A 24,093-nucleotide genomic window follows, 5' to 3' on the forward strand; every position below is an offset into this window, starting at 1 on the left:
TATGTCACAACTGACCCACATTAACGCCGCAGGCGAAGCGCATATGGTGGACGTCTCCGCCAAAGCGGAAACGGTGCGCGAGGCGCGCGCCGAAGCGTTCGTCACCATGCTGCCGGAGACGCTGGCGATGATTATCGACGGCAGCCATCACAAGGGCGATGTCTTTGCCACCGCGCGCATCGCGGGGATTCAGGCCGCCAAGCGCACCTGGGATCTCATCCCGCTGTGCCATCCGCTGATGCTGAGCAAGGTGGAGGTGAACCTGCAGGCCCAGCCGGAGCAGAGCCGGGTGCGCATTGAGTCACTCTGCCGCTTAACCGGCAAAACCGGCGTGGAGATGGAAGCGCTGACGGCGGCCTCCGTTGCCGCGCTGACCATCTACGACATGTGCAAAGCGGTGCAGAAAGATATGGTGATTGGCCCGGTTCGCCTGCTGGCAAAAAGCGGCGGCAAATCCGGAGATTTTAAGGTGGACAGTCATGATTAAGGTGCTCTTTTTTGCGCAGGTGCGCGAGCTGGTGAATACCGACAGCCTGACGCTGGATGCGTCTTTTGAAAACGTTGCTGCCCTGCGCGCGCATCTGGCGGCACAAAGCGACCGCTGGGCGCTGGCGCTGGACGAAGGCAAGCTGCTGGCCGCCGTTAACCAGACGCTGGTGGAATTCACCCACCCGCTGGCCGAAGGGGATGAAGTGGCCTTCTTCCCGCCGGTAACGGGGGGCTAAGATGGCTGAAACCCGAATTCTGGTGAGCCCCGGGCGTTTTAACGTGGGGACCGAATACAGCTGGCTGGCGGAACGCGATGAAGACGGCGCAGTTGTCACCTTCACTGGCAAAGTGCGCAACCACAACCTCGGCGACAGCGTGAAGGCGCTGACGCTGGAGCATTATCCCGGCATGACGGAGAAGTCGCTGGCGGAGATTGTTGGCGAGGCGCGGGGCCGCTGGCCGCTCGGCCGCGTCACGGTGATTCACCGCATCGGCGAGATGTGGCCCGGCGAGGAGATTGTCTTCGTCGGGGTGACCAGCGCGCACCGCGGCAGCGCGTTTGCCGCCGGGGAGTTCATTATGGATTACCTCAAAACCAGGGCGCCGTTCTGGAAGCGCGAAGCCACGCCGGAGGGTGACCGCTGGGTAGAATCTCGCGACAGCGATAAACAAGCCGCCAGCCGTTGGTAGTCGGTTTACGCGGATGTGTTAATCTTAACGTGTGTGTCTACTTAAACTTAATCAGGAGTGAATCATGGACCGATTTCCGCGTTCCGATTCAATAGTACAGCAGACCCGTAGCGGCCTGCAGACGTATATGGCTCAGGTGTACGGCTGGATGACGGTTGGCCTGCTGCTTACCGCGTTTATCGCGTGGTATGCGGCGAACACGCCGGAGCTGATGATGTTTATCTTCTCCAGTAAGATCACCTTCTTTGGGCTGATTATCGCGCAGCTGGCGCTGGTGTTTGTGCTTTCGGGTCTGGTGCAAAAGCTGAGTGCCGGAATGGCGACCACGCTGTTTATGCTCTATTCGGCGCTGACCGGGCTGACGCTCTCCAGTATTTTCATCGTCTACACCTACTCCTCCATCGCCAGCACTTTTGTGGTCACCGGCGGGATGTTTGGCGCGATGAGCCTGTACGGTTACACCACGAAGCGCGATCTGAGCGGCTTCGGCAGCATGCTGTTTATGGGGCTGATCGGGATTGTGCTGGCGTCGCTGGTGAACCTGTGGCTGAAGAGCGAAGCGCTGATGTGGGCCGTGACCTACATCGGGGTGGTGATCTTCGTTGGATTGACGGCGTATGACACCCAGAAGCTGAAAAACATCGGCGAGCAGATTGACGTGCGCGACAGCTCGAACCTGCGCAAATACGCGATCCTGGGCGCCCTGACGCTATATCTGGACTTCATCAACCTGTTCCTGATGCTGCTGCGTATTTTCGGCAACCGTCGTTAAGGTTGCTTTGCCGGGTGGCGGCTTCGCCTTACCCGGCCTACGAAGCGCGAACCGTAGGTCGGGTAAGGCGAAGCCGCCACCCGACTTATTCACTTCGCTAGCATCCTCTCATTCTTCGCCCGCAGCTTTTTCGCCCGACTTTCCAGCACCAGATAGCAGATCGTTGCCAGCGCCAGCGGCAGGAAGTAATACAGCATGCGGTACGCCAGCAGGGCGGCGATAATCGTTCCCTGAGAAACATGCTCCCCGGCCAGCAGGGCAATAAACACCGCCTCCAGCACGCCGATCCCCGCCGGAATATGCACAATCACGCCCGCAATACTGCTCACCAGCAGCACGCCCAGCACGAAGAAGTAGTTTACGTCCTCGCCAATCAGCAGCCAGATGATGGCTCCCATCGCCATCCAGTTAGCGCTGGAAACCGCCATCTGCAGCACCGCAAACTTCCACGAGGGCAGGACCAGCTTTTGCCCTTTAATGGTCATATGACGGCGTCTGGCAAAGGCGCAGGCCCAGAGATAAACGGCGATAATCAGCAGCAGTACGATGCCCAGAATGCGCAGCGTAGCCTCATCGATATACCAGTGCGCGGGCAACTGCACCACGCCGATGGTGAAGATCACCCCGCCGAGCAGAATATAGCCCAGCCAGTTAGTGGTGATGCTTAACGAGAAAATGCGCGTGATGGTTCCGCCCGGCAGGCCAAGGCGCGAATAAAGGCGATAGCGCATGCCAATGCCGCCGACCCAGGTACTCAGCGTCAGGTTAAAGGCGTAGCAGATAAACGACACCAGCATTACCTGACGTTTGGCCAGCTTGTGGCCGCAGTAAGCGCGGCCCAGCAGGTCATAGCAGCCGTACATCAGGTAGCTCACGATAACCAGCCCCACAGCGCCCAGCAGCACCATCCGGTTATAGTTGCGGATGACCTTCCACACCTCTTCCCAGTCAACTTTCTGCGCGTAGACCACCAGCAGAACCGCGACCGCAATAAAAAACAGCCAGGTGAGGATCTTTTTTGCCAGCCGCCAGCGTGGATGCGATTTCGACATCAGGGTTTGCCTCCGTCTTCCGCTTCTATGCGGTCCTGGGTTTCCATTTCGGGTTGTACCGGCGGGTCCACCTGCGCCAGCTTCGGCGTATGCGCCGGCAGCCAGCCGACCATCGCCGGGAAATGCCGCAGAAAGTGGAACACCACCACGCTGATGCCCAGGTTCCACCAGGTGCGTTTGGGAACCATGGACTCATCCACGCGCACGCAGTCGTTAACGATCAACGCCTGCAGGTTATCCCGCAAGGTCTGATTAAACTGGCGATCGTGAATGATCAGGTTGGCTTCAAGGTTGAGCGATAAGCTCAGCGGATCGAGGTTGCTGGAGCCCACGGTGGCCCAGTGATCGTCCATCAGCGCGACTTTGCCGTGCAGCGGTCGGCGGCGATATTCGTAGATCTGGACGCCGCCCTTCACCAGATAGTTATACAGCAGCCGTGCCCCGACTTTGACGATCGGCATGTCCGGCTCGCCCTGCACAATCAGCTTCACGCGCACGCCGCGTCGGGCGGCATTGCGCATGGCATGCAGCAGACGATAGCCCGGGAAAAAGTAGGCGTTAGCGATGATCACTTCACGCTTCGCGTTGGCCAGCATCTTGAGATAATGACGTTCAATATCGTCCCGGTGCTCGCCGTTGTCGCGCCAGACGAAAAGCGCCTGCGCTTCGCCGGGCTTCCGATTCTCTTCCGGGCGATGACGGCGTTTCCACCAGCGGCGAACGGCCTCTTTCCCCGGCAGGTTCTCCAGCTCAAACAGCAAGATGTCCTGCACCACCGGGCCTTCAATGCGAATCGCGTAATCCTGCTTCGCTTCCGGGCCGTAGTCGGACATATGCTCAGCGGAGTAGTTAATGCCGCCGACAAACGCCACCGTCTCATCCACCACCACAATTTTGCGATGCATCCGGCGGAAAAGGTTGGTACGCATACCGAACAGGCGAGGGCCGGGATCGTAGTAGCGGAACACCACCCCCGCGGCGGTCAGTTCATTGACGAATGCATCGCTGAGGTCCGGCGAGCCGTAGCCATCCAGCAGCACTTCAATTTTCACCCCGCGCTGGGCGGCGCGCAGCAGCACGCTGTGCAGCTGCTTGCCAACGTTGTCTTCGAACCAGATAAAGGTTTCGAGGATCACCTTCTGCTGAGCGTGATCAATCGCCTTAAACACGGCCGGGTAATACTCGTCCCCGTTGACCAACAGCGTGATCCGGTTGCCTTCCTGCCAGGAACATTTCATAGGTGGATCTCCGCGCTGAGCGGGGCATGGTCGGAAAGATGCCGCCAGTTGAGGAGCGCCAGGGCGGTCGGGCTGCTGGCATGGGCATTTTTTACGTAGATGCGGTCAAGCCGCAGCAGCGGGAAACGGACCGGAAAGGTGCGCGCAGGCCTGCCGTTCGCCCGGGTGAAAATTTCCTCCAGTCCGGCCTCTACCTTTAACGGATGGTTTGCCCGCTGTCGCCAGTCGTTGAAATCGCCAGCCACTACCACCGGTTCACCTTCGGGAAGCGCGTTGGCCCATTCGGCCAGCATTTTCAGCTGCGCCTGACGATGGGCTTCGCGCAGGCCCAGATGAACACAGCCGACATGGATGGGCAGTTCAAGATCGGGCGGGGTAACGCGGCAGTATAGCAGGCCGCGTTTTTCGCTCTCCCCGACGGAAACGTCGCGGTTTTCGTAATGTTCTATGGGATAACGGGACAGCACCGCGTTGCCGTGATGCCCTTCCGGATAGACCGCATTGCGGCCGTAGGCGTAATCACTCCACATGGTGTCGGCCAGAAATTCATAGTGCGGCGTGTCGGGCCAGTTCTCAAAGTGAAGCGGATGCACTTCGTGTGCGCCCATCACCTCCTGCAGGCAGACAATATCCGCGCTGACGGTGCGAACCGCGTCGCGCAGCTCCGGTAAAATGAAGCGGCGATTAAATGCTGTGAAGCCTTTATGAATGTTTATCGTCAGCACTTTAAGCGAGAAAGGCTGCATTTTTTTCGTCATAAGCTCCTTCCTGAGTGACTATCCCAATGAAAATAAAGTGTAGTCGGCGTCACAAAAAGATGCGGCGTTACGGAATTTTCCGTAAAGTGCGGTAGTCTGATTAAGCAGAGAAAAATCCTTCAGGAGAGAAGCCATGAAGTGGCAACAACGTGTTCGTGTCGCAACTGGCCTGAGTTGCTGGCAGATAATGTTGCATTTACTGGTCGTGGCCGTACTGGTGATGGGCTGGATGAGCGGCACGCTGGTGCATGTTGGCCTGGGGCTATGCGTCCTTTACGGCGTCACCGTGCTGTCGATGCTGTTCTTACAGCGCCACCATGAAGCACGCTGGCGCGAGGTGGGTGATGTGCTCGAAGAGCTCACCACCACCTGGTATTTTGGTGCGGCGATGATCGTCCTGTGGCTGCTGTCACGCGTGCTGCAAAACAACCTGCTGCTGGCCCTGGCGGGTATGGCTATCCTCGCAGGGCCTGCGGTCGTCTCATTGCTGACCAAAGAGAAAAAGCTACGCAATGTTGCGTCTAAACATCGCGTACGCCACTGAGCCCGTCGTGGCCGCAATCACCAGTAGCGGCCACAAACTTCCCCAGACAATATCCAGACTCGCATCCTTCAGATAGATTTGTTTGGTGATGTCCGTAAAGTGCCGAATCGGATTTACCCACGTTAGATCCTGTAGCCATACCGGCATATTCTCGACGGGCGAAACATACCCCGAGAGCAAAATCGCGGGCATCATAAAGACGAATACCCCGATAAACGCCTGCTGCTGCGTCGAGCAGAGCGCCGAGATCAACAGCCCGAACCCCACCAGCGACAGCCCGTAAATCACCATCGTGAAGTAAAACAGTGCCAGCGAACCGGCGAACGGGATCTGATAAGCAAATATTCCCACGCCCAGCACGATGGTGGCCTGGAAGGTCGCGACGATCAGCGCCGGAACCGCTTTGCCGACGAAAATCTGCCAGGTAGCAAGCGGGGAGACCAGCAGCTGATCCAGCGTGCCCTGTTCGCGCTCGCGGGCGACGGAGAGGGAAGTGACGATCATCACCCCGATGGTGGTGATCATGGCGATCAGCGACGGCACCACAAACCACTTGTAGTCCAGATTCGGGTTGTACCAGTTGCGCACCACCAGTTCGCTGTTGTTAGGCTTCGGTTTGCCGTCCATCAGCTCCTGCTGGTAATCCTTCACCACCTGCTGCAGATAGTTGGCCGCTATCTGGGCGCTGTTGGAGTTACGTCCGTCGAGGATCAGCTGCATCGGCGCGGTCTGGAAGGTATCCAGATTGCGGGAGAAATCCGCCGGGAACCGTACCAGCAGCAGCGCTTTTTGCGTGTCGATAGTGGGCTGGATCTCCTGCGGGCTTTTTAGCAGCAGGATGTGGGTAAAGGCTTTCGCGCGGGCAAAACGCTGCGTCAGCTCAACAGCGTGTTTGCCGTTGTCTTCGTTGTAAATGGCGATGGTGGCGTTGGTCACCTCCAGCGTGGCGGCAAACGGGAACAGTAAAACCTGGATCAGCACCGGCAACACCAGAATGGCGCGGGTTTGCGGCTCGCGCAGCAGGGATTGCAGCTCTTTGCGTATTAATGTCCATAAACGGTGAAACATGCGCGCTCCTTAATCTAACCGCCGTTTGGTTTTCATCCACGTTAACCCGATAAACATCGCCGCAGACGCCAGTAAAAACAGCGTGTTGACGATCAGCACCACCGGAATATTCCCTGCCAGGAACAGGCTCTGCAGCGTGCTCACAAAGTAGCGCGCCGGAATCACGTAGGTCACGGCGCGGATCACGGCAGGCATGCTGTCTATCTGGAAGATAAAGCCGGACAGCATAATCGACGGCAAAAAGGCGGCGTTGAGGGCCACCTGGGCCGCGTTAAACTGGTTGCGGGTGATGGTGGAGATGAGTAGCCCCATCCCCAGCGTGCTGAGTAAAAACAGGCTGGTGATAAAGAACAGCACCACCAGCGATCCGCGATACGGCACGCCGAGGATAAAGACGGAAACCAGCATGCAGAGCAGCATCGCCAGCATACCGAGGAAGTAGTAGGGAATAAGCTTACACAGCAGCAGCTCGACGCGCGTCACTTCGGTTGAAAGCAGCGCCTCCATGGTGCCGCGCTCCCACTCGCGGGCGATCACCAGCGAGGTCAGAATCGCGCCAATGACCGTCATGATGATGGTCACCGCACCCGGAATAATAAAATGCTGGCTGATGGCGGCGGGGTTAAACCAGTAGCGCGTCTGCACGTCGATGAGTGGTTTAAATTCTTCACCCCGATCTTCCGCCCGCTGCATCTGCCAGAGCTGCCAGATCCCCTCCGCGTAGCCCTGCACGAAGTTCGCGGTGTTCGGCTCGCTGCCGTCGGTGATCACCTGGATCGGCGCATCGGTATTCGCCCGCGCCATATTGGCGGCAAAATCCACCGGAATGACGATCAGACCGCGAATTTTCCCGGCCTGCATCTTCTGGATCAGTTCCTGACGGCTGTCGCTGATGGTGGCGTCAATGTAGGGCGAGCCGGTCATGGCGTGGGTGAAGTCCAGCGCCTCCTCGCTCTGCTGCTCCAGCAAAATCCCGACCCGCAGCTTGCTGGAGTCCAGGTTAATGCCGTAGCCAAAGATAAACAGCAGCAGCAGGGGGATCACCACCGCAATCAGCCAGCTGCTGGGATCGCGCACGATCTGCCGCGTCTCTTTAACGCACAGCGCGCGCACCCGGCGCCAGGAAAGGGCGTTACTGCGCATGGGCATTCTCCTTATCCCAGTCGTGGATGAGGGTGATAAACGCCTGCTCCATGGTCGGGTCCGGGACCTCCTCGTCGGCGGCCTGGTTTTTCAGGTCGTCCGGTGTACCGTGGGCAATCAGCTTGCCGCGATACACCAGCCCGATGCGATCGCAGTACTCCGCCTCGTCCATGAAGTGGGTGGTCACCATCACGGTCACCCCTTTTTCCACCATGCTGTTGATATGCAGCCAGAACTCGCGGCGGGTGAGGGGATCAACGCCGGAGGTCGGCTCATCCAGAAACAGAATATCCGGCTCGTGCATCAGCGAGCAGGCCAGCGCCAGCCGCTGCTTAAAGCCGAGCGGCAGTTCGTCGGTGGCGTGGGAAGCAATCGTCGTTAACCCGAAGGCGTCGCTCATGCGGCGGATCTTCTCGTTCTGCGCCCGTCCGCGCAGGCCGTACACGCCGGAGAAAAAGCGCAGATTCTGCTCGACCGTCAGGTTGCCATACAGCGAGAACTTCTGCGCCATATAGCCCAGATGCTGGCGCGCCTTGCCGGAGCTGACCTTCAGATCCATATCCAGCACCAGCGCTTTGCCGGACGTCGGCACCAGCAGGCCGCACATCATCTTAAAGGTGGTCGATTTTCCCGCGCCGTTCGGTCCAAGCAGGCCAAAAATCTCGCCGCGTTTTACCGCGAAATTGACGTTATCGGTGGCGGCGAAATCCCCGAACTTTTTGGTGAGGGATTTGGCTTCGATCACCGTTTCGCCCGGCGTGCCGTCCACCGTGTGCAGGATTGCGCCAAGCGGCGACTCGGACGTCCCCGCGCCGCCCAGCAGGTCGATAAACGCATCTTCGAAGCGCGGCGCCGTCTCTTCCATGTCGATCTCAGGCATGCCGGGCGCATGGCGAATATCGTCGACGGTGGCCTCTTTTTTGAGGATTACCCGCACCGAGCGGCCCTGAATCATTCCGTCGCTGACCTGTGGCAGCTTGAGCACCCGCTGTAGCAGCGAGCGGTTGGACGCCTGCGGGCTGTGCAGCAGGAAGCTGCGCCCGGCCATGCTCTGCGTCAGCGTCGTCGGCTCGCCCTGATAAAGCAGTTCGCCTTCGTTCATCAGCAGCACGTCCCGGCACTGTTCCGCTTCATCGAGGTAGGAGGTGCTCCAGAGGATCAGCATCCCGTCGCCCGCCAGCTCGTGCACCATCTGCCACAGCTCGCGGCGCGATATCGGGTCGACGCCCACGCCGGGCTCGTCCAGCAGCAGCACTTTTGGCTCGCCCACCAGCGTGCAGGCCAGACCCAGCTTCTGCTTCATCCCACCGGAAAGCTTGCCCGCCAGCCGGTCGGTGAACGGGCCGAGGGAGGTAAATTCCAGCAGGCGGGCGAAGGTCTTCTGTCGGGCTTCGCCGGTAACGCTGCGCAGGTCGGCGTACAGGTTCAGGTTTTCCATCACCGTCAGGTCTTCATACAGGCCAAACTTCTGCGGCATATAGCCGAGCATGGCGTGGAGCGCGCCGTCATCTTTTATCGGGTCAAGGCCCAGCACGCTGGCCGATCCTTTATCCGGCTTCAGCAGCCCCGCCAGCATGCGCATCAGCGTGGTCTTTCCCGCACCGTCCGGGCCGACCAGGCCGGTGACATAGCCTTTCTGGATGGTGCAGTTCAGCGGCGCGACCGCCGGTTTGTCCATCCCTGCGAAGCGTTTGACCAGATTGTTGAGCTGGATAACCGTATCATTCATGTCGTTCCCCGCTGTTCACTTTTACGGTGACGGGCATGCCCTGGCGCAGGGCGTCATCCGCATCAGTCACGATGATGCGCAGGCGATACACCAGGTCGGTACGCAGGTCCGGCGTTTCTACTGTTTTCGGTGTGAATTCGGCGGTAGGGGAGACAAAGCCCACCTTGCCGTGATACGGCTTGTCCGGGCGACCGTCGGTATAGAGCAGCAGCTCGCGGCCCGGCTGCATCTGGCCGAGGTTGGGCTCATCAATGTAGGCGCGTACCCAGACCGGGCGGGTCAGGGAGAGGGTTAACACGGTGCTGCCCGCGCTGAGCATGCTGCCCGGCTCCACGGCGCGGGTCATCAGCGTGCCGTCAGACGGTGCGATGAGCGTGGTGTCGTGCAGATCCAGCTCCGCCTGGGCCAGCTGCGCCTGCGCCTGTTCAAGGCTGGCTTTCGCCTGGGCGATATCCTGCGGGCGGTTACCGGTGTGGTATTGGCTTAATTTATCCTGCGCGGATTTCAGCGTTGCCTGCGCCTGGTCGCGGGACGAACGCGCATTTTCCAGATCGTTAGCGGAAATGGTGCGGCTTTTCCACAGCCCCTGCTGACGGGCGTAGAAATTCTGCGCGTAGTCATAGGCGGCCTGCGCCTGTTTAACGGCGGCGGCGGCCTGGGCGATCTCTTCGTCGCGATAGCCTGCCAGCATCAGGTCATATTGTGCCTGGGCTACGGACACGCCCGCCTTGGCCTGCAGCAGCGCATTTTCATAGGGCGCTTTGTCCAGCATCCCCAGCGTCTGCCCGGTTTTAATGGCATCGCCTTCGTCAACGCTCAGCGCGGCGAGACGTCCGCCGACGCGGAAGCTCATGTTCACCGTGCGAATATCCACGTTACCGTACAGCGTCAGGCCTTTATCCTGATGGCTCTGGTACCACAGCCATCCACCGACTCCGGCGGCAAGCAAAACAACAACCACCAGAATGATGGCGACAGGTTTTTTCATGACTTCAGGCTCCTTTGCGTTAAGCCTTGCAGGATCAGATCGAGATGACAGGCGATCACCTCACCGATCTGCGCGGCTTTATCCTCATCAAATTGTGTCCACCCGGTGCGTAACAGGATGGTTTCCCGGCCCAGACGGAAGGCAAGGATTTCACCCAGCAGGGCGTGGGTATGCAAAATTGTCGCGGTATCGTTGGCATCCCGCCCGGTATAGGCGGCGATCAGCCGGGTCAGGTGGGTATGCATCGGGGCAATGACCCGATCGTGTACCCGCTGATAGGCGGCAGTGGGGGAGAGCTGCTCGCGGGAGATAAACTTGCTCAGGTTGAGCGTATCGTCGTGGGTCAGCACGCGGATCATGTTGTGGCAGGCATTGAGGATCAGCTGGCGGATGACCTCGCGATCGGGCGACGGCTGGCTGAGCAGCGCGGTGGCCTCCTCGACGTGAGGGTGAAACTGCGTGCCGATAAAATCGGCAATCCACTCGGCGCAGGCGAGATATAAATCCTCTTTCGAGCCAAAATAGTAGGTAATCGCCGCAATGTTTTGCCCGGCCAGCGCGGCGATATCGCGCGTGGTCGCATGCAGCCCATACTCACCAAACTGCGCCAGCGCGGCGGCAATAAGCTGGTTTTTGGCCTGTTCACCTTTGGTTGTTGTGGGTGTTGTATTCATGGCGGCATTAAAAATTAATCAATCGATTGATTAAGATTATGCCTGATTCACGCTTACGTCGAGGGAACGCGGAGGGATATTTTATGCGCCACGTCACAAAAGCTGCTACACTCCGCCCCTTCGCGACATTGTGGTTTTTGTCCTCCTAATTGTTATATCTCCCTGAAAACTACACCTGTGATGGTCGGGGCGGTTCGGAGTTTTTATGTCTTTTGATTCCCTTGGCCTGAACCCGGAAATTCTGCGCGCGATCGCAGAGCAGGGCTACGTTGAGCCAACCCCAATCCAGCAGCAGGCTATTCCTGCCGTTCTTCAGGGCCGTGACCTGATGGCCAGCGCCCAGACCGGCACCGGTAAAACCGCGGGCTTTACGCTGCCGCTGTTAGAGCTGCTGGTAAAAAACCAGCCGCACGCCAAAGGCCGCCGTCCGGTTCGAGCGCTGATCCTCACCCCAACTCGCGAGCTGGCGGCGCAGATTGGCGAGAACGTGCGTGACTATAGCCGCTATCTCAACATTCGCTCGCTGGTGGTGTTCGGCGGCGTCAGCATCAACCCGCAGATGATGAAGCTGCGCGGCGGCGTGGACGTGCTGGTGGCAACGCCGGGTCGTCTGCTGGATCTGGAACACCAGAACGCGGTGAAGCTCGATAGCATTGAAATTCTGGTGCTGGACGAAGCCGACCGCATGCTCGACATGGGCTTTATTCACGATATTCGCCGCGTGCTGGCCAAGCTGCCGCCGCGTCGTCAGAACCTGCTCTTCTCCGCGACCTTCTCCGACGAGATCAAGGCGCTGGCGGAAAAGCTGCTGCATAACCCGCTGGAAGTGGAAGTGGCGCGTCGCAACACCGCCTCTGAGCAGGTGACCCAGCACGTTCACTTTGTTGATAAAAAGCGCAAGCGCGAACTGCTCTCCCAGATGATCGGTCAGGGTAACTGGCAGCAGGTGCTGGTCTTTACCCGCACCAAGCACGGCGCCAACCACCTGGCGGAACAGCTGAATAAAGACGGCATCCGCAGCGCCGCCATTCACGGTAACAAGAGCCAGGGCGCGCGTACCCGTGCGCTGGCGGACTTTAAATCCGGCGACATCCGCGTGCTGGTGGCGACCGACATCGCCGCCCGTGGCCTCGATATTGAAGAGCTGCCACACGTGGTGAACTACGAGCTGCCAAACGTCCCGGAAGATTACGTTCACCGTATCGGCCGTACCGGCCGTGCGGCGGCAACCGGTGAAGCGCTTTCGCTGGTCTGCGTGGACGAGCACAAGCTGCTGCGCGACATCGAACGTCTGCTGAAGAAAGAGATCCCGCGCATCGAAACCCCGGGCTACGAAGTGGATCCGTCAATCAAAGCCGAGCCGATTCAGAACGGTCGTCAGGGCGGTGGTGGACGTGGCCAGGGTGGCGGCGGTCGCGGTCAGCAGCCGCGTCGAGCAGAAGGCGGTGCACCGAAATCATCCGGCAAACCGCCGCGTCGTAACAGCGACAGCAAACCGGCGGGTGAAAACCCGTGGCGCAGCGGCGAAGGGAAACCGGCAGGGGAAGGGCAGCGTCGACGCCGCCCGCGTAAACCCGCTAACCCGCAGTAATCTGGAAGCCCGGTCGTAAAGCCGGGCTTTTCTTTTTGCGGCAGCGAAGAGAAAGTGCCACAATAGTGGCTGTTTATACAGTATTTCAGGTTTTCCGATGGCTTTAACCGCGGCGCTGAAAGCGCAAATTGGCGCCTGGTATAAGGCGCTACAGCAGCAGATCCCCGACTTTATCCCCCGAGCGCCGCAGCGGCAGATGATTGCTGACGTGGCAAAAACGCTCGCCGGGGACGACGGGCGACATCTGGCGATTGAAGCCCCGACCGGCGTCGGGAAAACCTTGTCGTATCTCATTCCCGGCATTGCCATTGCACGGGAAGAGGACAAAACGCTGGTGGTCAGCACCGCCAACGTGGCGCTGCAGGATCAGATCTTCAGCAAAGACCTGCCGCTGCTGCGCAAAATTATCCCCGACCTGCGGTTTACGGCCGCCTTTGGGCGCGGGCGTTACGTGTGCCCGCGTAACCTGGCGGCGCTGGCCAGCAGCGAGCCGAATCAACAGGATCTGCTCGCGTTTCTGGATGACGAGCTGACGCCAAACAATAAGGCCGAGCAGGAGCAGTGTGCAAAACTCAAAGCCGAGCTGGACGGCTATAAGTGGGACGGCCTGCGGGATCACACCAGCCAGGCCATCAGCGACGACTTATGGAGAAGGCTCAGCACCGACAAAGCCAGCTGCCTGAACCGTAACTGTCACTACTACCGCGAGTGCCCGTTCTTTGTCGCCCGGCGTGAGATCCAGGAGGCGGAAGTGGTTGTGGCTAACCACGCCCTGGTGATGGCGGCGCTGGAGAGCGAAGCGGTGCTGCCGGAGCCGAAAAACCTGCTGCTGGTGCTCGATGAAGGCCACCACCTGCCGGACGTGGCGCGGGACGCGCTGGAGATGAGCGCCGAAATTACCGCGCCCTGGTTCCGCCTGCAGCTCGATCTGTTCTGTAAGCTTGTCGCCACCTGCATGGAGCAGTTCCGCCCGAAAACCACGCCGCCGCTGGCGGTACCCGAGCGGCTGAGCGACCACTGTGAAGAGGTCTACGGCCTGATCTCATCGCTCAACAACATTTTGAATCTTTATCTTCCGCAAACGCAGGAAGCTGAACACCGCTTTGCGATGGGCGAGCTGCCGGACGAGGTAATGGAGATCTGCCAGCAGCTGGCGAAGCATCTGGAAAAGCTGCGCGGGCTGGCGGAGATGTTCTTAAACGATCTGAGCGAGAAAACCGGCTCGCATGACGTTGTTCGCCTGCACCGTATTCTTTTGCAAATGAACCGTGCGCTGGGCATGTTCGAAGCGCAGAGCAAGCTCTGGCGGCTCGCCTCGATGGCGCAGGCGTCCGGCGCGCCGGTCACCAAATGGGCCACCCGCGAAGTGCGGGACGGGCAGGTGCACCTCTTTTTCCACTGCGTAGGCATCCGCGTGGCCGATCAGCTGGAAAAGCTGATCTGGCGCAGCGTGCCGCACGTGGTGGTCACCTCTGCCACGCTGCGTTCCCTGAACAGTTTCTCAAGGCTGCAGGAGATGAGCGGGCTTAAAGAGAAAGCGGGCGACCGCTTCGTGGCGCTGGACTCGCCGTTTAACCACTGCAAGCAGGGCAAGCTGGTGATCCCGCGCATGAAATTCGAGCCGCTCATCGACAACGAGGAGCAGCACATTGCGGAGATGGCGGCCTACTTCCGCGAACAGGTCGAGAGTAAAAAGTACCCCGGCATGCTGGTGCTGTTTGCCAGCGGGCGCGCGATGCAGCGCTTCCTGGAACACGTCACCGATCTGCGTTTATTGCTGCTGGTGCAGGGCGATCAGCCGCGCTACCGGCTGGTGGAAACGCACCGCAAACGCATCGATAACGGCGAACGTAGCGTGCTGGTGGGATTGCAGTCCTTCGCGGAAGGTCTGGATCTGAAAGGGGACTACCTGACGCAGGTGCATATCCATAAAATCGCCTTCCCGCCTATCGACAGCCCGGTCGTCATCACCGAAGGCGAGTGGCTGAAAAGCCTCAACCGCTATCCGTTTGAGGTGCAGAGTTTACCTGCGGCGTCGTTTAACCTGATTCAGCAGGTGGGGCGTCTGATTCGTAGCCACGGCTGCTGGGGGGAGGTGGTGATTTATGACAAGCGTCTGCTCACCAAAAACTACGGCCAGCGGCTGCTGAACGCGCTGCCGATCTTTCCGATTGAACAGCCAGAGGTGCCCGAGGTAAAAAAACGCCCTGCAACACTGACCGCCGGGCGCAGGAAAAGCCTCCGTGCTAAGGGGCGCGGTCCTACTGGTAAGTGAAGGTCACCTGCACCACACTGCTGAACGTCCCCGCGCTCACCGGCATGGAGGTGGCGTAGTAGCGTGCGGCAAGTGGGAAATCGACGGTATGATCGCTTTGATTAACCAGGGCGCTGAAGCTCGCCTGCGGGGCAATGGTAATGCGATCCAGGCGGTCTGCCAGCTCCAAAGCCAGCCCGCCGGCGCTGCCCGTGCTGGCAAATTTCGTCGGGTGTGCGCTGTCTGCCTGGCCGTTAAAGGTCGCGGTGGCGAGCGTGGTGGTGGACGGGCATTTGGACAGCGTAAGGTCAAAATTCTTCCACTCCCCGGTATCCCCCACATCCTTAAAATCGCTGGAGGCGGCTTGTCCCAGGTTAACGGTCAAATTCTGGCTGGCGCTGTCTACCGAGCAGGTATTGGCGATGATATTGCCTCTCATCTGGATCGCGATCTCATCGGCATTCGCCTGCGTGAGAAGGCCTGCCAGTAGTAACAAGGTGATTTTTTTCATTTATATCCCAACGTAATCGTGGCAATGCTGTTTGCTGTCCCGGGGGTGACGCTGGCTGCCGTTTGTTGATATGCGACCTCAAACGGGATCGCCAGCGGAACGTTCGCTTGTGCAACTGCCGCCGTATTCTTGTAAGTATCAAAGTTGGCAATTTCCCCGTCGAACATCATGCGCACTCCCACGCCGGTTGCTACGCCACTCTCCTGAGTCAGTTTTACGACGCCAGGGAAATCTGTTTCATAGCCGTTTGCACTGGTGATCATCACTTGAGGCTGTACGGTGTTATTGCAGTTAACGGTAATGTCGAACGTCTGAGGCGACGTCAGAGTTCCTGTCCCGGTGAAGTCGCTGACAGGGAAATTGCCCAGCGTCACGGTGAGGCTTTTCGGCGAAACGGAGCAGGTGACTTCGTTAAACGTGATATTTCCTGAATAGGAAAGGGTGTTCGGACTGCCTAAACCTTCGTGATTGTAAACGCCAAGCCCAAACTCCGTCTGAGCCTGAGAAAGCGAGCCTGAGGACACCGTGGAGCTGGTTTTCACCAGTTCCAGAGTTACGTCAAAATTGAACGAGAGCTGTCCATCTGAAGAGAGATATCCCACCGGCGTATTCCGGGAATCACAGTGGACGCCACCGGCCCCCTGGATGCGTTGCCCCTGATCGTTCATCAGGGCGATACCAATCCCGGCGACACCAGAGTCGTACACGCCCGGCAGGCCCGCTATTTCTGAACCGGAACCATAATAGCAAGCCACTATTTCCATCCCCGGGCTGTAGGTACTGGAGCAACTTCCGGCAACGTGCACCGTCTGTTCTGAACCCGGAATGGTCGCGCCAACGGCCAGCGAGGTGGGTACCGATATGGAGGCCACATCAATCATCTTTGGCATATCCGGTGACGTGCATGACGCTTTCGCGTGCGGCATAAAAAATGCGGATATTCCCAGCACTAACAATAAAAAACTCTGTTTAACGATTTGCATCATCTTTCGTCTCAGCCAGTGCATTACTGACATGTTGCGGCAGCGGTAATAATGCCGGATTTATCTCTCTCTTCAGCCAGCGCGTACTGCGCGATGCATTGTTCGCTGACATTGTCACCCCACATAACGGAGAGTTTTCCGCGTGCGGGGAGGCCGGAGAGGTACGTTTGGCCATCTGAGCCAACGATAAATTCGCTGTCCTTATCCTCAGTGGTCACCGTCGCGCCGAAGGGCAGCGGTTTACCGTTGTGCGTGAGCGTCATCAGCACGCGATTGCCCACGCGGGTGTTAAAGCTGGCGCGCACCACCGCTCCCCGCGTTGGGGTGACGACCTGCGCCGCGTGCGTCACGTCGGCATCATCCGGCAGCGTTTCGGTATCCAGCGCAATGGTGTTATGGCGATACGCGGTGACGAATGGTACGACGGTGTAGCCGCGGAAATCGGTCTCAACGCCCGTCTGGTTGGTGATATGCGTCCCGTGCGTTCCCGGCGCCTTCACCAGCGCGATGGTCTCACCGAGCGGCTGGCTCAGGGTGATGCCGTTCGCATGGGCAACCACGCCGCCCTGCAAACCGACGTTCACGGTCTGCTGGTATTTATCCTGACTGACGCCTGCGCTCACTTCGCCATAGGTCGCTTTGTAATCGGCGTTCATGCTGGTGGAGTTACCGCTGCCGGTACTGCTCAGCCCTTCCTGAATATTCCAGTTCAGATTGTCTTCCTTCAACGCCGTGCCGTTCAGGCCGATATTCTGCGTGGTACCGTCTTTGGTATTGTTCAGGTTGTAGGTGGCCCAGGTGTTATGCATCCAGTGGTCCAGCGGCACGGAAACGCTCAGTGAGAACTGGTTGTCGTTCGTCACTTCGTCGCCTTTTTCATCGCTGTCCTGGGTGTTCTTGTTCATGCTGTAGCTCAGGCTGTAGCTCACCCCGTGCCAGCTGTTGTTGTAGCTGACGCTCATGGAGGTCATGTCCTGGTTCTGGCTCCAGTAAGTCTCTTTCACCATGCTCAGGGTGACGGACCCCCAGCCTTCGGGCAGCGTCTGGTCGATGGTGGCCTCGGTTCGGGCGCGGCGCTGCTGGGGGGCAGACCAGTCGTCAGAGCGGGTATATGACTCCATGGTGTCTTCAAGGGTGTAAAACCCTTTGCTGTTGTAGCGATAGCCCGCGAGCGAGAAGTTGGTGCCTGAACCGGCAAAATCTTTGCTGTAGCGCACGCGCCAGGACTGGCCTTTGCTGGCCTGCTGCTTTTTCAGCAGGGCCTTTGCGCGGGTGACGTCGATGGAGAACGCCCCTAAATCGCCCATGTTTTTCCCGGCGCCGAGCGCCTGGGACTGATAGTGGCTGCTCTGCTGTATGCCGCCGTAAGCGGTAAAACCAAAGGGCAGGCCGTAAATTGCGCTGCCCTGGGCAAACGGAGTTTTCTCGACGTCTTTGTCGTAGGAACGGTACCGCCCGGCGGTCACGCTGTAGCGCAGGTTTTTTTCGCGCTGCAGTACCGGTACGGAGGCATATGGCACTACGAAATGGCTTTCGCTGCCGTCGGTCTCTTTCACGGTGACCTGCAGATCGCCGCTGCTGCCGGTGGGGTAAAGGTCGTTAATTTCAAACGCGCCGGGGGCGACCGTGTTCTGATAAATGACGTAGCCGTTCTGGCGAACCATCACCAGCGCATTGCTGTGTGCGGTGCCGCGAATAATGGGCGCATAGCCTTTTTCGCTGTCCGGCAGCATGTCGCTGTCGGATTTAATCTCCACGCCGGTGTAGGGTACGCTGTCAAAAACATCAGAAGGCGAAGAGCTTTGTCCAACGGTGAGATCGCTTTTCATCGCCACGATATCGCGCTGGGCATAGGTATAAACGGAAGAGAATCTTTGCTGCTCTTCCTTGCCCTGGGTGCTGCGATTCCACGTGGAGTAGTTGCGTACGCGCCAGGCGCCAACGTTAAACCCGGGACGCAGGTTAACGTACTGGCTGCTGTTATTCTGCTCGCCCGACTGTCGCGCATGGCTCTGGCTGGCGGTCGCGCTGTAGTTGAGAATACCTGCGGTGATCCCCTCGTCGAATTCTTTCGGGTCGATATAGCCGCGTGGAACCTGGCCCAGGGCCAGTTGAGGGATACTGAGCAGCAGCTGCTGATTGCGAACGTGAAACGACGTGGAGGCTGCCGGTATGGCGGTTAAATCGGCACACTGGCCTTTTGCCATCAGCGCCGGATATTTTTGGGTTTTGATCCCAAGGCTTTTTAAATCATTCAGGCTAAAGCAAGGCTGAAGTGAACTGCTGCCGTGTGAATCTTTTTGCAATGTGAACGTGACGTCGCGGGTATCAATTTTATTATTATTAATAAAAATAGCGACCTGATATTTACCCGGTGCCTGCCCTGGCCCTTTTTCGTAAACCGACAGATCGGTCTTACCCTGTTGCGGATTATCAATATCCAGCAGCGCCGGGTTAAAATAATCATCAGCCATAACCTGCTGCGCAAAAAACATCATTGCCAGGCCACAGAGAATGACCAGCAGGGATGAAATTCGGCAGGTGAACGGCTTTTTATGGCTGTACATGATTATTTTATTACCGGCGGATAGTATTAACGAACGGCTTTCGACCAGGTATGGCTGATGCTGCCATAATCAGTAATAATGGAATACGTGACGGTTGAGCCTCCGATATTGCCAGGTAAGGCAAAATGCGTTTCCGTTTTCGGGACCGCCCAGGTGGCTTTTGTTACTTTATGACCGTTCAGCGTGACGGTCTGGAAGTTCATAAAGAAAGGCGTGGGGTTATTCACCACCAGTTCATTACCTTCACGGCGCCATTCAAGCTTATCGGCCACCTCTTCTGGTCTGCCTTTTACTGCTGACGGGCGATAAAGCAATTTAATACGCGTATTAATGGCAATTTGTAGCGTATTCACACCTTCGACGTGCTTTGATGATGGGATCGCTTTAATATTTAACCAGTACAGAGATTCCCTGTCTTCCGGTAAATTTCCGCCCGTACGTACAACGCGCAGAACGTTATCTTCTTTCGCATCCAGACGGAAAAGAGGAGGGGTGATCAGAAACGGCGCTTTGGCCAGGTTTTTACCGCCAGAGTCGACCCAGGACTGTACCAGATAATCCGTTGCATCTGGGTTTGAAAGACCAAGAGACGATTCCTTTTTCTCTCCCGGGTAGACCAGACGTGTGCCATTAATAATGACACCTGCATGTGCAGTAGAGGCTGCCAGTAAAAGCGTGCTCAGTAAATAACCGTGGCGCATAAATATTTCTCAATAAGATAAGAGATATTAACGCGTATAACCGCGTTAATATCTCAGGATTGATAATATCAGTTATAGATAACGGTGAAGGTCGAAACGGAGTTAGCCGGCCCTGCGGTAATCGCGGCCCCGGTTTGAATATAACGCGCGCCGAATATCAGGTCGTTAACTGCTGTACCGGAGGCTAACGGATATTGCTGAGAAGGGGTGTACAGACTCACCGGCTGCTCAGAAGCGTCAACCAGCTGAATAGCGACACCCGTTGCCGCATCCACATCCGGCGTTAATGCCAGCGTTGCGTTGTTATTCGCATCCGGCGTTCCGCCGAAGTTAATCGCTGCAGAGGTAACGGTTTCCGGACAGTCTTTTAACTGAATATCGAACTTCGTTAACGTGCTGGTAGAGCCTGCACCGGTAAATACCGTTTTAGAGACTTTGCCTAACTGAACGTTTAACGGGTTACTTAACCCATTAACCACCTGACACGCTGAATCAATAATTTCTCCGGTGAAATTGATCTGCCCTTCACCGTTTGTTGCCGCAAATGCGGATGCAGAACATCCCACCGCTGCGGCGATGAATAAACCTAAAGCAACCTTGTTCATAGTGAATCCTGATATGTGACTGGTGCGAACGTTGCCTGGACGTTTCCACCGTTGACCCTGGAAGACTTTCCGCTGGTTATTTAATCAAAAAATACATGTCTAAGAATCTTCTGCAGAAATCACAAATAATTGAAAAATTGCTTGTATATATTTTTTTTCATTAAAACAGAGCATTGGGTTAGGGGATAAAACACTAACGGCCGGGCAATCATCAGGGCTATATTGTTAACAAGATGATGCTGTCAGGAGAGAAGTCGTGGATTACCGCAAAATTATCAAAGAGGTAGGGCGTGGGAAAAATCATGCCCGCGATCTGGACCATGAAACCGCGCGTGCACTTTACACCCGCATGCTTGAGGGCGACGTCCCCGACCTGGAAATGGGGGGCATTCTGATCGCGCTGCGTATCAAAGGAGAGGGTGAGGCGGAGATGCGCGGGTTCTATGAAGCCATGCAGGCGCAAACGCTGCGCTTAACGCCGCCTGTGGCAAAGCCCATGCCGATCGTAATCCCGAGCTACAACGGCGCGCGCAAGCAGGCAAATTTAACCCCGCTTCTTGCTATTTTATTACACAAGCTGGGGTTCCCGGTGGTGGTGCACGGGGTTAGTGAAGACCCCACTCGCGTACTGACGGAAACCATTTTCGGGATGCTGGGCATCGAGCCAACGCGTCATGCCGGTCAGGCGCAGGCGAAGCTGGATGGCCATCAGCCCGTTTATATCCCGGTTGGCACACTTTGCCCGCCGCTTGAAAAGCAGCTCGATATGCGCTGGCGCATGGGCGTGCGCAACAGCGCGCACACGCTGGCGAAGCTGGCCACACCGTTTGGCGAAGATGCCGCCCTTCGTCTTTCCAGCGTCTCGCACCCGGAATACGTGGCGCGTGTGGGTCAGTTCTTTGCGGCTATTGGTGGAAGGGCGTTACTGATGCACGGCACGGAAGGTGAGGTTTATGCGAACCCACAGCGTTGCCCGCAGGTGATGCTGATCGATTCTGCTGGTACGCGCGTCATTCTGGAACGCGGGGAGGAAAATAGCGGTGTGATATTGCCTGAGGCAAAAGATCCCCATACTACAGCCCACTGGATTGAGCAGTGCCTTGCCGGAAAAGTTCCTGTTCCGCATTCGATCAAGCTGCAGATGGCCTGCTGTTTGCTGGCAACCGGTGAAGTGGACACGGTAGAAGCCGGGCTGGCACGCGTGGCGCAGTCTTTTTAACTAAAAAAAAAGCCCGTCCAGTGGCGGACGGGCAAGCAAGGGTAACAAACAACAGGGTCAATGAGGGTTGGAGCAGCTCACCAGAGGGTTTGGCGAGGGGACAGCATTCGTTCAGGCGATTATTTGTAGATAACCGCGGTACCGCTCAGCTTGTTATTGCCGTTAGCGGAGGTAATGGTGTATCCGCTTGCACCGGCAGCAGCGGCTTTCTCAGCCAGTTTGGCTTCCAGACCGTCCAGCGTGGTCGCGCCATCAGCACTCACCACACCGACTTTGTTCATGTTCTGTGCCTGAGTTGAAGAGACTGGCTCTACGGCGAAAGCGCCGAAGGACAGAGCGGACAGGGCAACAGCAGCTACAGCATATTTGATGGTTTTCATAATTAATCTCTCGCAGGTGTTTCTGTTAAGGAGACGATGTTCCGTCGATGTGATGAGTATCACGTTTTTTTGCGAGGGATAAAATCGAAGAGAATTGACGTGGTTGCTCAAAAAAACTGAATGACAAATAACTTATTGAATATTAATAAATTCAAACTGGCGATTTACACTTCTTGTTGATGCGCTTTACAGAAGCGAAATGAAGGGCACATTTTGCCACGCGGTTCGTTAAAAATCGTGATCGTAAAGGTATGGGCCTGCGAGGTTAACTTAGGTAAAGGAAAGTCAACGTAACTGGCTGTCTTTCGAACCTCTGCGATTATATCCCGAATATGATGAGTTTTTTGAATCTTTATGTTGCTGGCAAGTGATGCAAAGCCTTACGCCGGGGATGGCTTTCCGGCGCGCCTCCGGAATGGGTTCTCCGCATTCTTCGCATTCCGTTAAGCTTTCGCCGCGCGGAATTTCACCGCGGGCGCGCGCAACCGCATCTTCAATAGTACTGTTGATCTGTTGGTTAACAGCGTCGTCATTTGCCCAGCCGGAAGCCATAGCGTCCTCCCAAAATCGGTTTAAGCCATACGTTTACTATGGGGTTAAAAAATGAACAATCAAGGCGAAGGAAAAAGAGAACTGCATCTGTGCGGCAGATGCAGTGTGTTGGAGTGTAGTGGGGTTACTTGTAAATGGTCGCGGTGCCAAACATATGGTTATCGCCGCTGGCGGAATTAATCTCGAATCCTTTTGCACCTTCCTGACGGGCTTTTTCGGCAAGTTTAGCCTGGAGATCGTCAAGGTTGCTGGCACGGCTAACTGAAACGGTGCCTGCAGGACGGAGCTGGCTAGTGTCGGTACTCTGGGTTAGTGACTGAACGGCCATGGCAGAGAATGAAGCAGTTGCCAGGACGCCAGCGATAATAGCAAGGGTCAGATACTTTTTCATAATCACATCCTCATGAGGAAACAGCAGGTGATTCCCTTTAAGTTTAGAAGCCTGATGAGTGTGACTTAGCGCAAATATTTGATGATGATCTGCTTATTTTTTGAACGATATAAATTGACAATTCGCTGACAGATCATAGACATAAAGGTGTTTGATTTACGGCGGTTTTTTGCGCGACGCAGAGAAAGATTTACCGTTGGGCCAGCAAAGGGTATCTTACGCCGCTGTTTAAAGGAGAATGCCATGACTGCCCAAAAGCCGGGATTGCACCCGCGAAATCGCCACCGCAGCCGCTACGACATGAATGCGTTATGCCTGAGCTGCCCGCCGCTGCAGGACTACCTGGTTCAGACCCCAGCGGGAGAGCCCTCGGTCAACTTTGCTGACCCGCAGGCGGTTAAAATGTTGAACAAAGCTCTACTGGCGCATTTTTACGGTGTGGCTCACTGGGATATTCCGGAAGGCTTTCTCTGTCCACCTGTGCCGGGCCGCGCGGATTACGTGCATCACCTTGCCGACCTTCTTGCCGAGGGCAATGAGGGCGTTGTTCCGCCGCAGGCCACCATTCTGGATATTGGCACCGGGGCGAATCTGATTTACCCGCTGATCGGCGCGCATGAATACCACTGGCGCTTTACCGGAAGCGAAATCGGTGCCGAGGCCTTTGCCAGCGCCCAGGCGATTATCAGCGCGAATCCTGGGTTGAGCCGCGCCATTCGCCTGCGTCGTCAGAAAGAGGCGGCGTCGATCTTCAACGGCATTATTCACAAAAACGAAAGCTATGACGCCACGATGTGCAATCCGCCGTTCCATGATTCGGCGGCATCGGCCCGCGCGGGCAGCGAGCGCAAGCGCCGCAACCTGGGTCAGGCGGAAGACGCCGCGCTGAACTTCGGTGGTCAGCAGCAGGAGCTCTGGTGTGAAGGGGGCGAAGTGGCGTTTATCCTGCGCATGATTGCGGAAAGCAAACAGTTTGGCCGTCAGGTGAAGTGGTTCACAACGCTGGTTTCCCGCGGAGATAACCTGCCGCCACTCTACCGCGCGCTGACCGAAGCGGGCGCCGTAAAAGTGGTGAAAAAAGAGATGGCGCAGGGCCAGAAGCAAAGCCGCTTTATCGCCTGGACGTTTATGGACAATAACAAACGTCGCAAATAGCACTCCGTCGCAGGCCGGGTAAGGCGAAGCCGCCACCCG

General features: G+C 57.2%; 25 protein-coding genes. 9 read left to right on the forward strand and 16 right to left on the reverse strand.

What is annotated here, in order from left to right; translation table 11 throughout:
* Position 1 precedes the first annotated feature (1 nt).
* The 4 genes from moaC (at position 2) to ACMGG5_RS12840 (ending at position 1,951) form a co-directional block, all read left to right on the forward strand.
* Complete coding sequence (gene moaC, locus ACMGG5_RS12825; protein ID WP_023292962.1) at positions 2-487, forward strand: cyclic pyranopterin monophosphate synthase MoaC; 486 nt, start codon at positions 2-4, stop codon at positions 485-487.
* Positions 480-725, forward strand: coding sequence for a molybdopterin synthase sulfur carrier subunit (gene moaD / locus ACMGG5_RS12830; protein ID WP_032649449.1), 246 nt, complete (start codon positions 480-482; stop codon positions 723-725). Before moaC ends, moaD begins: the two co-directional genes overlap by 8 nt.
* A gap of 1 nt (position 726) precedes the next feature.
* Positions 727-1,179 (forward strand): molybdopterin synthase catalytic subunit MoaE, encoded by a 453-nt coding sequence (gene moaE / locus ACMGG5_RS12835; protein WP_148769799.1) that lies wholly within the window; start codon positions 727-729, stop codon positions 1,177-1,179.
* A 64-nt stretch (positions 1,180-1,243) separates the two neighbouring features.
* Positions 1,244-1,951: a Bax inhibitor-1 family protein gene (locus ACMGG5_RS12840; RefSeq protein WP_024908758.1), complete on the forward strand. Its 708-nt coding sequence runs from the start codon at positions 1,244-1,246 to the stop codon at positions 1,949-1,951.
* Between the two features lie 89 nt (positions 1,952-2,040).
* On the opposite strand, the gene ACMGG5_RS12845 is transcribed toward ACMGG5_RS12840, so the two are convergent.
* The 3 genes from ACMGG5_RS12845 to ACMGG5_RS12855 are packed head-to-tail and all read right to left on the reverse strand — an operon-like array spanning position 2,041 to position 4,999.
* The gene (locus tag ACMGG5_RS12845) at positions 2,041-3,003 is read right to left on the reverse strand and encodes a lysylphosphatidylglycerol synthase domain-containing protein (RefSeq protein WP_048991527.1); all 963 of its coding nucleotides are present in this window, start codon (positions 3,001-3,003) and stop codon (positions 2,041-2,043) included.
* Complete coding sequence (gene clsB, locus ACMGG5_RS12850; protein ID WP_048991526.1) at positions 3,003-4,241, reverse strand: cardiolipin synthase ClsB; 1,239 nt, start codon at positions 4,239-4,241, stop codon at positions 3,003-3,005. Before clsB ends, ACMGG5_RS12845 begins: the two co-directional genes overlap by 1 nt.
* Positions 4,238-4,999, reverse strand: a complete 762-nt coding sequence (locus tag ACMGG5_RS12855; RefSeq protein ID WP_048991525.1) for an endonuclease/exonuclease/phosphatase family protein — start codon at positions 4,997-4,999, stop codon at positions 4,238-4,240. Before ACMGG5_RS12855 ends, clsB begins: the two co-directional genes overlap by 4 nt.
* 133 nt (positions 5,000-5,132) lie before the next feature.
* Between ACMGG5_RS12855 and ACMGG5_RS12860 the strand changes: the two genes are divergently transcribed.
* A complete protein-coding gene (locus tag ACMGG5_RS12860; RefSeq protein WP_032649440.1) occupies positions 5,133-5,543 on the forward strand; it encodes a YbhQ family protein in 411 nt (136 codons plus the stop codon).
* Here the strand turns inward: ACMGG5_RS12860 and ACMGG5_RS12865 are convergent.
* Genes ACMGG5_RS12865 through cecR form a run of 5 tightly spaced genes read right to left on the reverse strand, consistent with a single transcriptional unit; the run spans position 5,505 to position 11,145 of the window.
* Entirely contained in the window at positions 5,505-6,611 is a 1,107-nt protein-coding gene (locus tag ACMGG5_RS12865; protein WP_267214524.1) for an ABC transporter permease, read from the reverse strand. The genes ACMGG5_RS12860 and ACMGG5_RS12865 overlap by 39 nt on opposite strands.
* Positions 6,612-6,620: 9 nt before the next feature.
* Positions 6,621-7,754 carry an ABC transporter permease gene (locus tag ACMGG5_RS12870; protein WP_267214525.1) on the reverse strand — a complete coding sequence of 378 codons (1,134 nt, stop codon included), beginning with the start codon at positions 7,752-7,754 and terminating at the stop codon, positions 6,621-6,623.
* A complete protein-coding gene (locus ACMGG5_RS12875) occupies positions 7,744-9,483 on the reverse strand; it encodes an ATP-binding cassette domain-containing protein (protein WP_267214526.1) in 1,740 nt (579 codons plus the stop codon). The genes ACMGG5_RS12870 and ACMGG5_RS12875 overlap by 11 nt, the downstream gene beginning before the upstream one ends.
* On the reverse strand, positions 9,476-10,471 hold the full coding sequence (gene hlyD / locus ACMGG5_RS12880; protein ID WP_024908726.1) for a secretion protein HlyD: 996 nt from the start codon (positions 10,469-10,471) through the stop codon (positions 9,476-9,478). Before hlyD ends, ACMGG5_RS12875 begins: the two co-directional genes overlap by 8 nt.
* Positions 10,468-11,145, reverse strand: coding sequence for a transcriptional regulator CecR (gene cecR / locus ACMGG5_RS12885; protein WP_148769793.1), 678 nt, complete (start codon positions 11,143-11,145; stop codon positions 10,468-10,470). Before cecR ends, hlyD begins: the two co-directional genes overlap by 4 nt.
* A gap of 205 nt (positions 11,146-11,350) precedes the next feature.
* Between cecR and rhlE the strand changes: the two genes are divergently transcribed.
* Positions 11,351-12,736, forward strand: coding sequence for an ATP-dependent RNA helicase RhlE (gene rhlE / locus ACMGG5_RS12890; protein WP_208763640.1), 1,386 nt, complete (start codon positions 11,351-11,353; stop codon positions 12,734-12,736).
* 97 nt (positions 12,737-12,833) lie between these two features.
* Positions 12,834-15,011 (forward strand): ATP-dependent DNA helicase DinG, encoded by a 2,178-nt coding sequence (dinG, locus tag ACMGG5_RS12895; protein WP_420277940.1) that lies wholly within the window; start codon positions 12,834-12,836, stop codon positions 15,009-15,011.
* Here dinG and ACMGG5_RS12900 read toward each other — a convergent pair.
* The 5 genes from ACMGG5_RS12900 to ACMGG5_RS12920 all read right to left on the reverse strand — a co-directional run bounded on the left by ACMGG5_RS12900 (position 14,998) and on the right by ACMGG5_RS12920 (position 20,357).
* Positions 14,998-15,501, reverse strand: a complete 504-nt coding sequence (locus ACMGG5_RS12900) for a fimbrial protein (RefSeq protein ID WP_048991519.1) — start codon at positions 15,499-15,501, stop codon at positions 14,998-15,000. The genes dinG and ACMGG5_RS12900 overlap by 14 nt on opposite strands.
* Positions 15,498-16,484 (reverse strand): fimbrial protein, encoded by a 987-nt coding sequence (locus ACMGG5_RS12905; protein ID WP_420278619.1) that lies wholly within the window; start codon positions 16,482-16,484, stop codon positions 15,498-15,500. Before ACMGG5_RS12905 ends, ACMGG5_RS12900 begins: the two co-directional genes overlap by 4 nt.
* Positions 16,485-16,507: 23 nt before the next feature.
* The gene (locus ACMGG5_RS12910) at positions 16,508-19,051 is read right to left on the reverse strand and encodes a fimbria/pilus outer membrane usher protein (protein WP_420277941.1); all 2,544 of its coding nucleotides are present in this window, start codon (positions 19,049-19,051) and stop codon (positions 16,508-16,510) included.
* Positions 19,052-19,077: 26 nt separating this feature from the next.
* A complete protein-coding gene (locus ACMGG5_RS12915; protein WP_420277942.1) occupies positions 19,078-19,752 on the reverse strand; it encodes a molecular chaperone in 675 nt (224 codons plus the stop codon).
* 68 nt (positions 19,753-19,820) lie between these two features.
* Entirely contained in the window at positions 19,821-20,357 is a 537-nt protein-coding gene (locus ACMGG5_RS12920; RefSeq protein ID WP_024908718.1) for a fimbrial protein, read from the reverse strand.
* Positions 20,358-20,613: 256 nt separating this feature from the next.
* Here ACMGG5_RS12920 and ybiB point away from each other — a divergent pair, with 256 nt between their 5' ends.
* Complete coding sequence (gene ybiB / locus ACMGG5_RS12925) at positions 20,614-21,576, forward strand: DNA-binding protein YbiB (protein WP_048991517.1); 963 nt, start codon at positions 20,614-20,616, stop codon at positions 21,574-21,576.
* A 119-nt stretch (positions 21,577-21,695) separates the two neighbouring features.
* On the opposite strand, the gene ybiJ is transcribed toward ybiB, so the two are convergent.
* The 3 genes from ybiJ to mcbA all read right to left on the reverse strand — a co-directional run bounded on the left by ybiJ (position 21,696) and on the right by mcbA (position 22,899).
* The gene (gene ybiJ, locus ACMGG5_RS12930; RefSeq protein WP_023310874.1) at positions 21,696-21,956 is read right to left on the reverse strand and encodes a DUF1471 family protein YbiJ; all 261 of its coding nucleotides are present in this window, start codon (positions 21,954-21,956) and stop codon (positions 21,696-21,698) included.
* A 285-nt stretch (positions 21,957-22,241) separates the two neighbouring features.
* Positions 22,242-22,508 carry a DksA/TraR family C4-type zinc finger protein gene (locus tag ACMGG5_RS12935; RefSeq protein ID WP_024908716.1) on the reverse strand — a complete coding sequence of 89 codons (267 nt, stop codon included), beginning with the start codon at positions 22,506-22,508 and terminating at the stop codon, positions 22,242-22,244.
* A gap of 124 nt (positions 22,509-22,632) precedes the next feature.
* Entirely contained in the window at positions 22,633-22,899 is a 267-nt protein-coding gene (gene mcbA / locus ACMGG5_RS12940) for a DUF1471 family periplasmic protein McbA (protein WP_024908715.1), read from the reverse strand.
* 243 nt (positions 22,900-23,142) lie between these two features.
* On the opposite strand from mcbA, the gene rlmF reads away from it, so the two are divergent.
* Positions 23,143-24,054, forward strand: a complete 912-nt coding sequence (gene rlmF, locus ACMGG5_RS12945) for a 23S rRNA (adenine(1618)-N(6))-methyltransferase RlmF (RefSeq protein ID WP_024908713.1) — start codon at positions 23,143-23,145, stop codon at positions 24,052-24,054.
* Positions 24,055-24,093: the final 39 nt, after the last annotated feature.

This window comes from Enterobacter sp. BNK-34 (genome assembly GCF_048684445.1).
Lineage (GTDB): Bacteria > Pseudomonadota > Gammaproteobacteria > Enterobacterales > Enterobacteriaceae > Enterobacter > Enterobacter pseudoroggenkampii.

Excerpts from the sequence above, each read along its gene's own strand:
- moaC (WP_023292962.1), top strand. The coding sequence starts at position 2 with ATGTCACAACTGACCCACATTAACGCCGCAGGCGAAGCGCATATGGTG.
- moaD (WP_032649449.1), top strand. The coding sequence starts at position 480 with ATGATTAAGGTGCTCTTTTTTGCGCAGGTGCGCGAGCTGGTGAATACC.
- moaE (WP_148769799.1), top strand. The coding sequence starts at position 727 with ATGGCTGAAACCCGAATTCTGGTGAGCCCCGGGCGTTTTAACGTGGGG.
- ACMGG5_RS12840 (WP_024908758.1), top strand. The coding sequence starts at position 1,244 with ATGGACCGATTTCCGCGTTCCGATTCAATAGTACAGCAGACCCGTAGC.
- ACMGG5_RS12845 (WP_048991527.1), bottom strand. The coding sequence starts at position 3,003 with ATGTCGAAATCGCATCCACGCTGGCGGCTGGCAAAAAAGATCCTCACC.
- clsB (WP_048991526.1), bottom strand. The coding sequence starts at position 4,241 with ATGAAATGTTCCTGGCAGGAAGGCAACCGGATCACGCTGTTGGTCAAC.
- ACMGG5_RS12855 (WP_048991525.1), bottom strand. The coding sequence starts at position 4,999 with ATGACGAAAAAAATGCAGCCTTTCTCGCTTAAAGTGCTGACGATAAAC.
- ACMGG5_RS12860 (WP_032649440.1), top strand. The coding sequence starts at position 5,133 with ATGAAGTGGCAACAACGTGTTCGTGTCGCAACTGGCCTGAGTTGCTGG.
- ACMGG5_RS12865 (WP_267214524.1), bottom strand. The coding sequence starts at position 6,611 with ATGTTTCACCGTTTATGGACATTAATACGCAAAGAGCTGCAATCCCTG.
- ACMGG5_RS12870 (WP_267214525.1), bottom strand. The coding sequence starts at position 7,754 with ATGCGCAGTAACGCCCTTTCCTGGCGCCGGGTGCGCGCGCTGTGCGTT.
- ACMGG5_RS12875 (WP_267214526.1), bottom strand. The coding sequence starts at position 9,483 with ATGAATGATACGGTTATCCAGCTCAACAATCTGGTCAAACGCTTCGCA.
- hlyD (WP_024908726.1), bottom strand. The coding sequence starts at position 10,471 with ATGAAAAAACCTGTCGCCATCATTCTGGTGGTTGTTGTTTTGCTTGCC.
- cecR (WP_148769793.1), bottom strand. The coding sequence starts at position 11,145 with ATGAATACAACACCCACAACAACCAAAGGTGAACAGGCCAAAAACCAG.
- rhlE (WP_208763640.1), top strand. The coding sequence starts at position 11,351 with ATGTCTTTTGATTCCCTTGGCCTGAACCCGGAAATTCTGCGCGCGATC.
- dinG (WP_420277940.1), top strand. The coding sequence starts at position 12,834 with ATGGCTTTAACCGCGGCGCTGAAAGCGCAAATTGGCGCCTGGTATAAG.
- ACMGG5_RS12900 (WP_048991519.1), bottom strand. The coding sequence starts at position 15,501 with ATGAAAAAAATCACCTTGTTACTACTGGCAGGCCTTCTCACGCAGGCG.
- ACMGG5_RS12905 (WP_420278619.1), bottom strand. The coding sequence starts at position 16,484 with ATGCAAATCGTTAAACAGAGTTTTTTATTGTTAGTGCTGGGAATATCC.
- ACMGG5_RS12910 (WP_420277941.1), bottom strand. The coding sequence starts at position 19,051 with ATGTACAGCCATAAAAAGCCGTTCACCTGCCGAATTTCATCCCTGCTG.
- ACMGG5_RS12915 (WP_420277942.1), bottom strand. The coding sequence starts at position 19,752 with ATGCGCCACGGTTATTTACTGAGCACGCTTTTACTGGCAGCCTCTACT.
- ACMGG5_RS12920 (WP_024908718.1), bottom strand. The coding sequence starts at position 20,357 with ATGAACAAGGTTGCTTTAGGTTTATTCATCGCCGCAGCGGTGGGATGT.
- ybiJ (WP_023310874.1), bottom strand. The coding sequence starts at position 21,956 with ATGAAAACCATCAAATATGCTGTAGCTGCTGTTGCCCTGTCCGCTCTG.
- ACMGG5_RS12935 (WP_024908716.1), bottom strand. The coding sequence starts at position 22,508 with ATGGCTTCCGGCTGGGCAAATGACGACGCTGTTAACCAACAGATCAAC.
- mcbA (WP_024908715.1), bottom strand. The coding sequence starts at position 22,899 with ATGAAAAAGTATCTGACCCTTGCTATTATCGCTGGCGTCCTGGCAACT.
- rlmF (WP_024908713.1), top strand. The coding sequence starts at position 23,143 with ATGACTGCCCAAAAGCCGGGATTGCACCCGCGAAATCGCCACCGCAGC.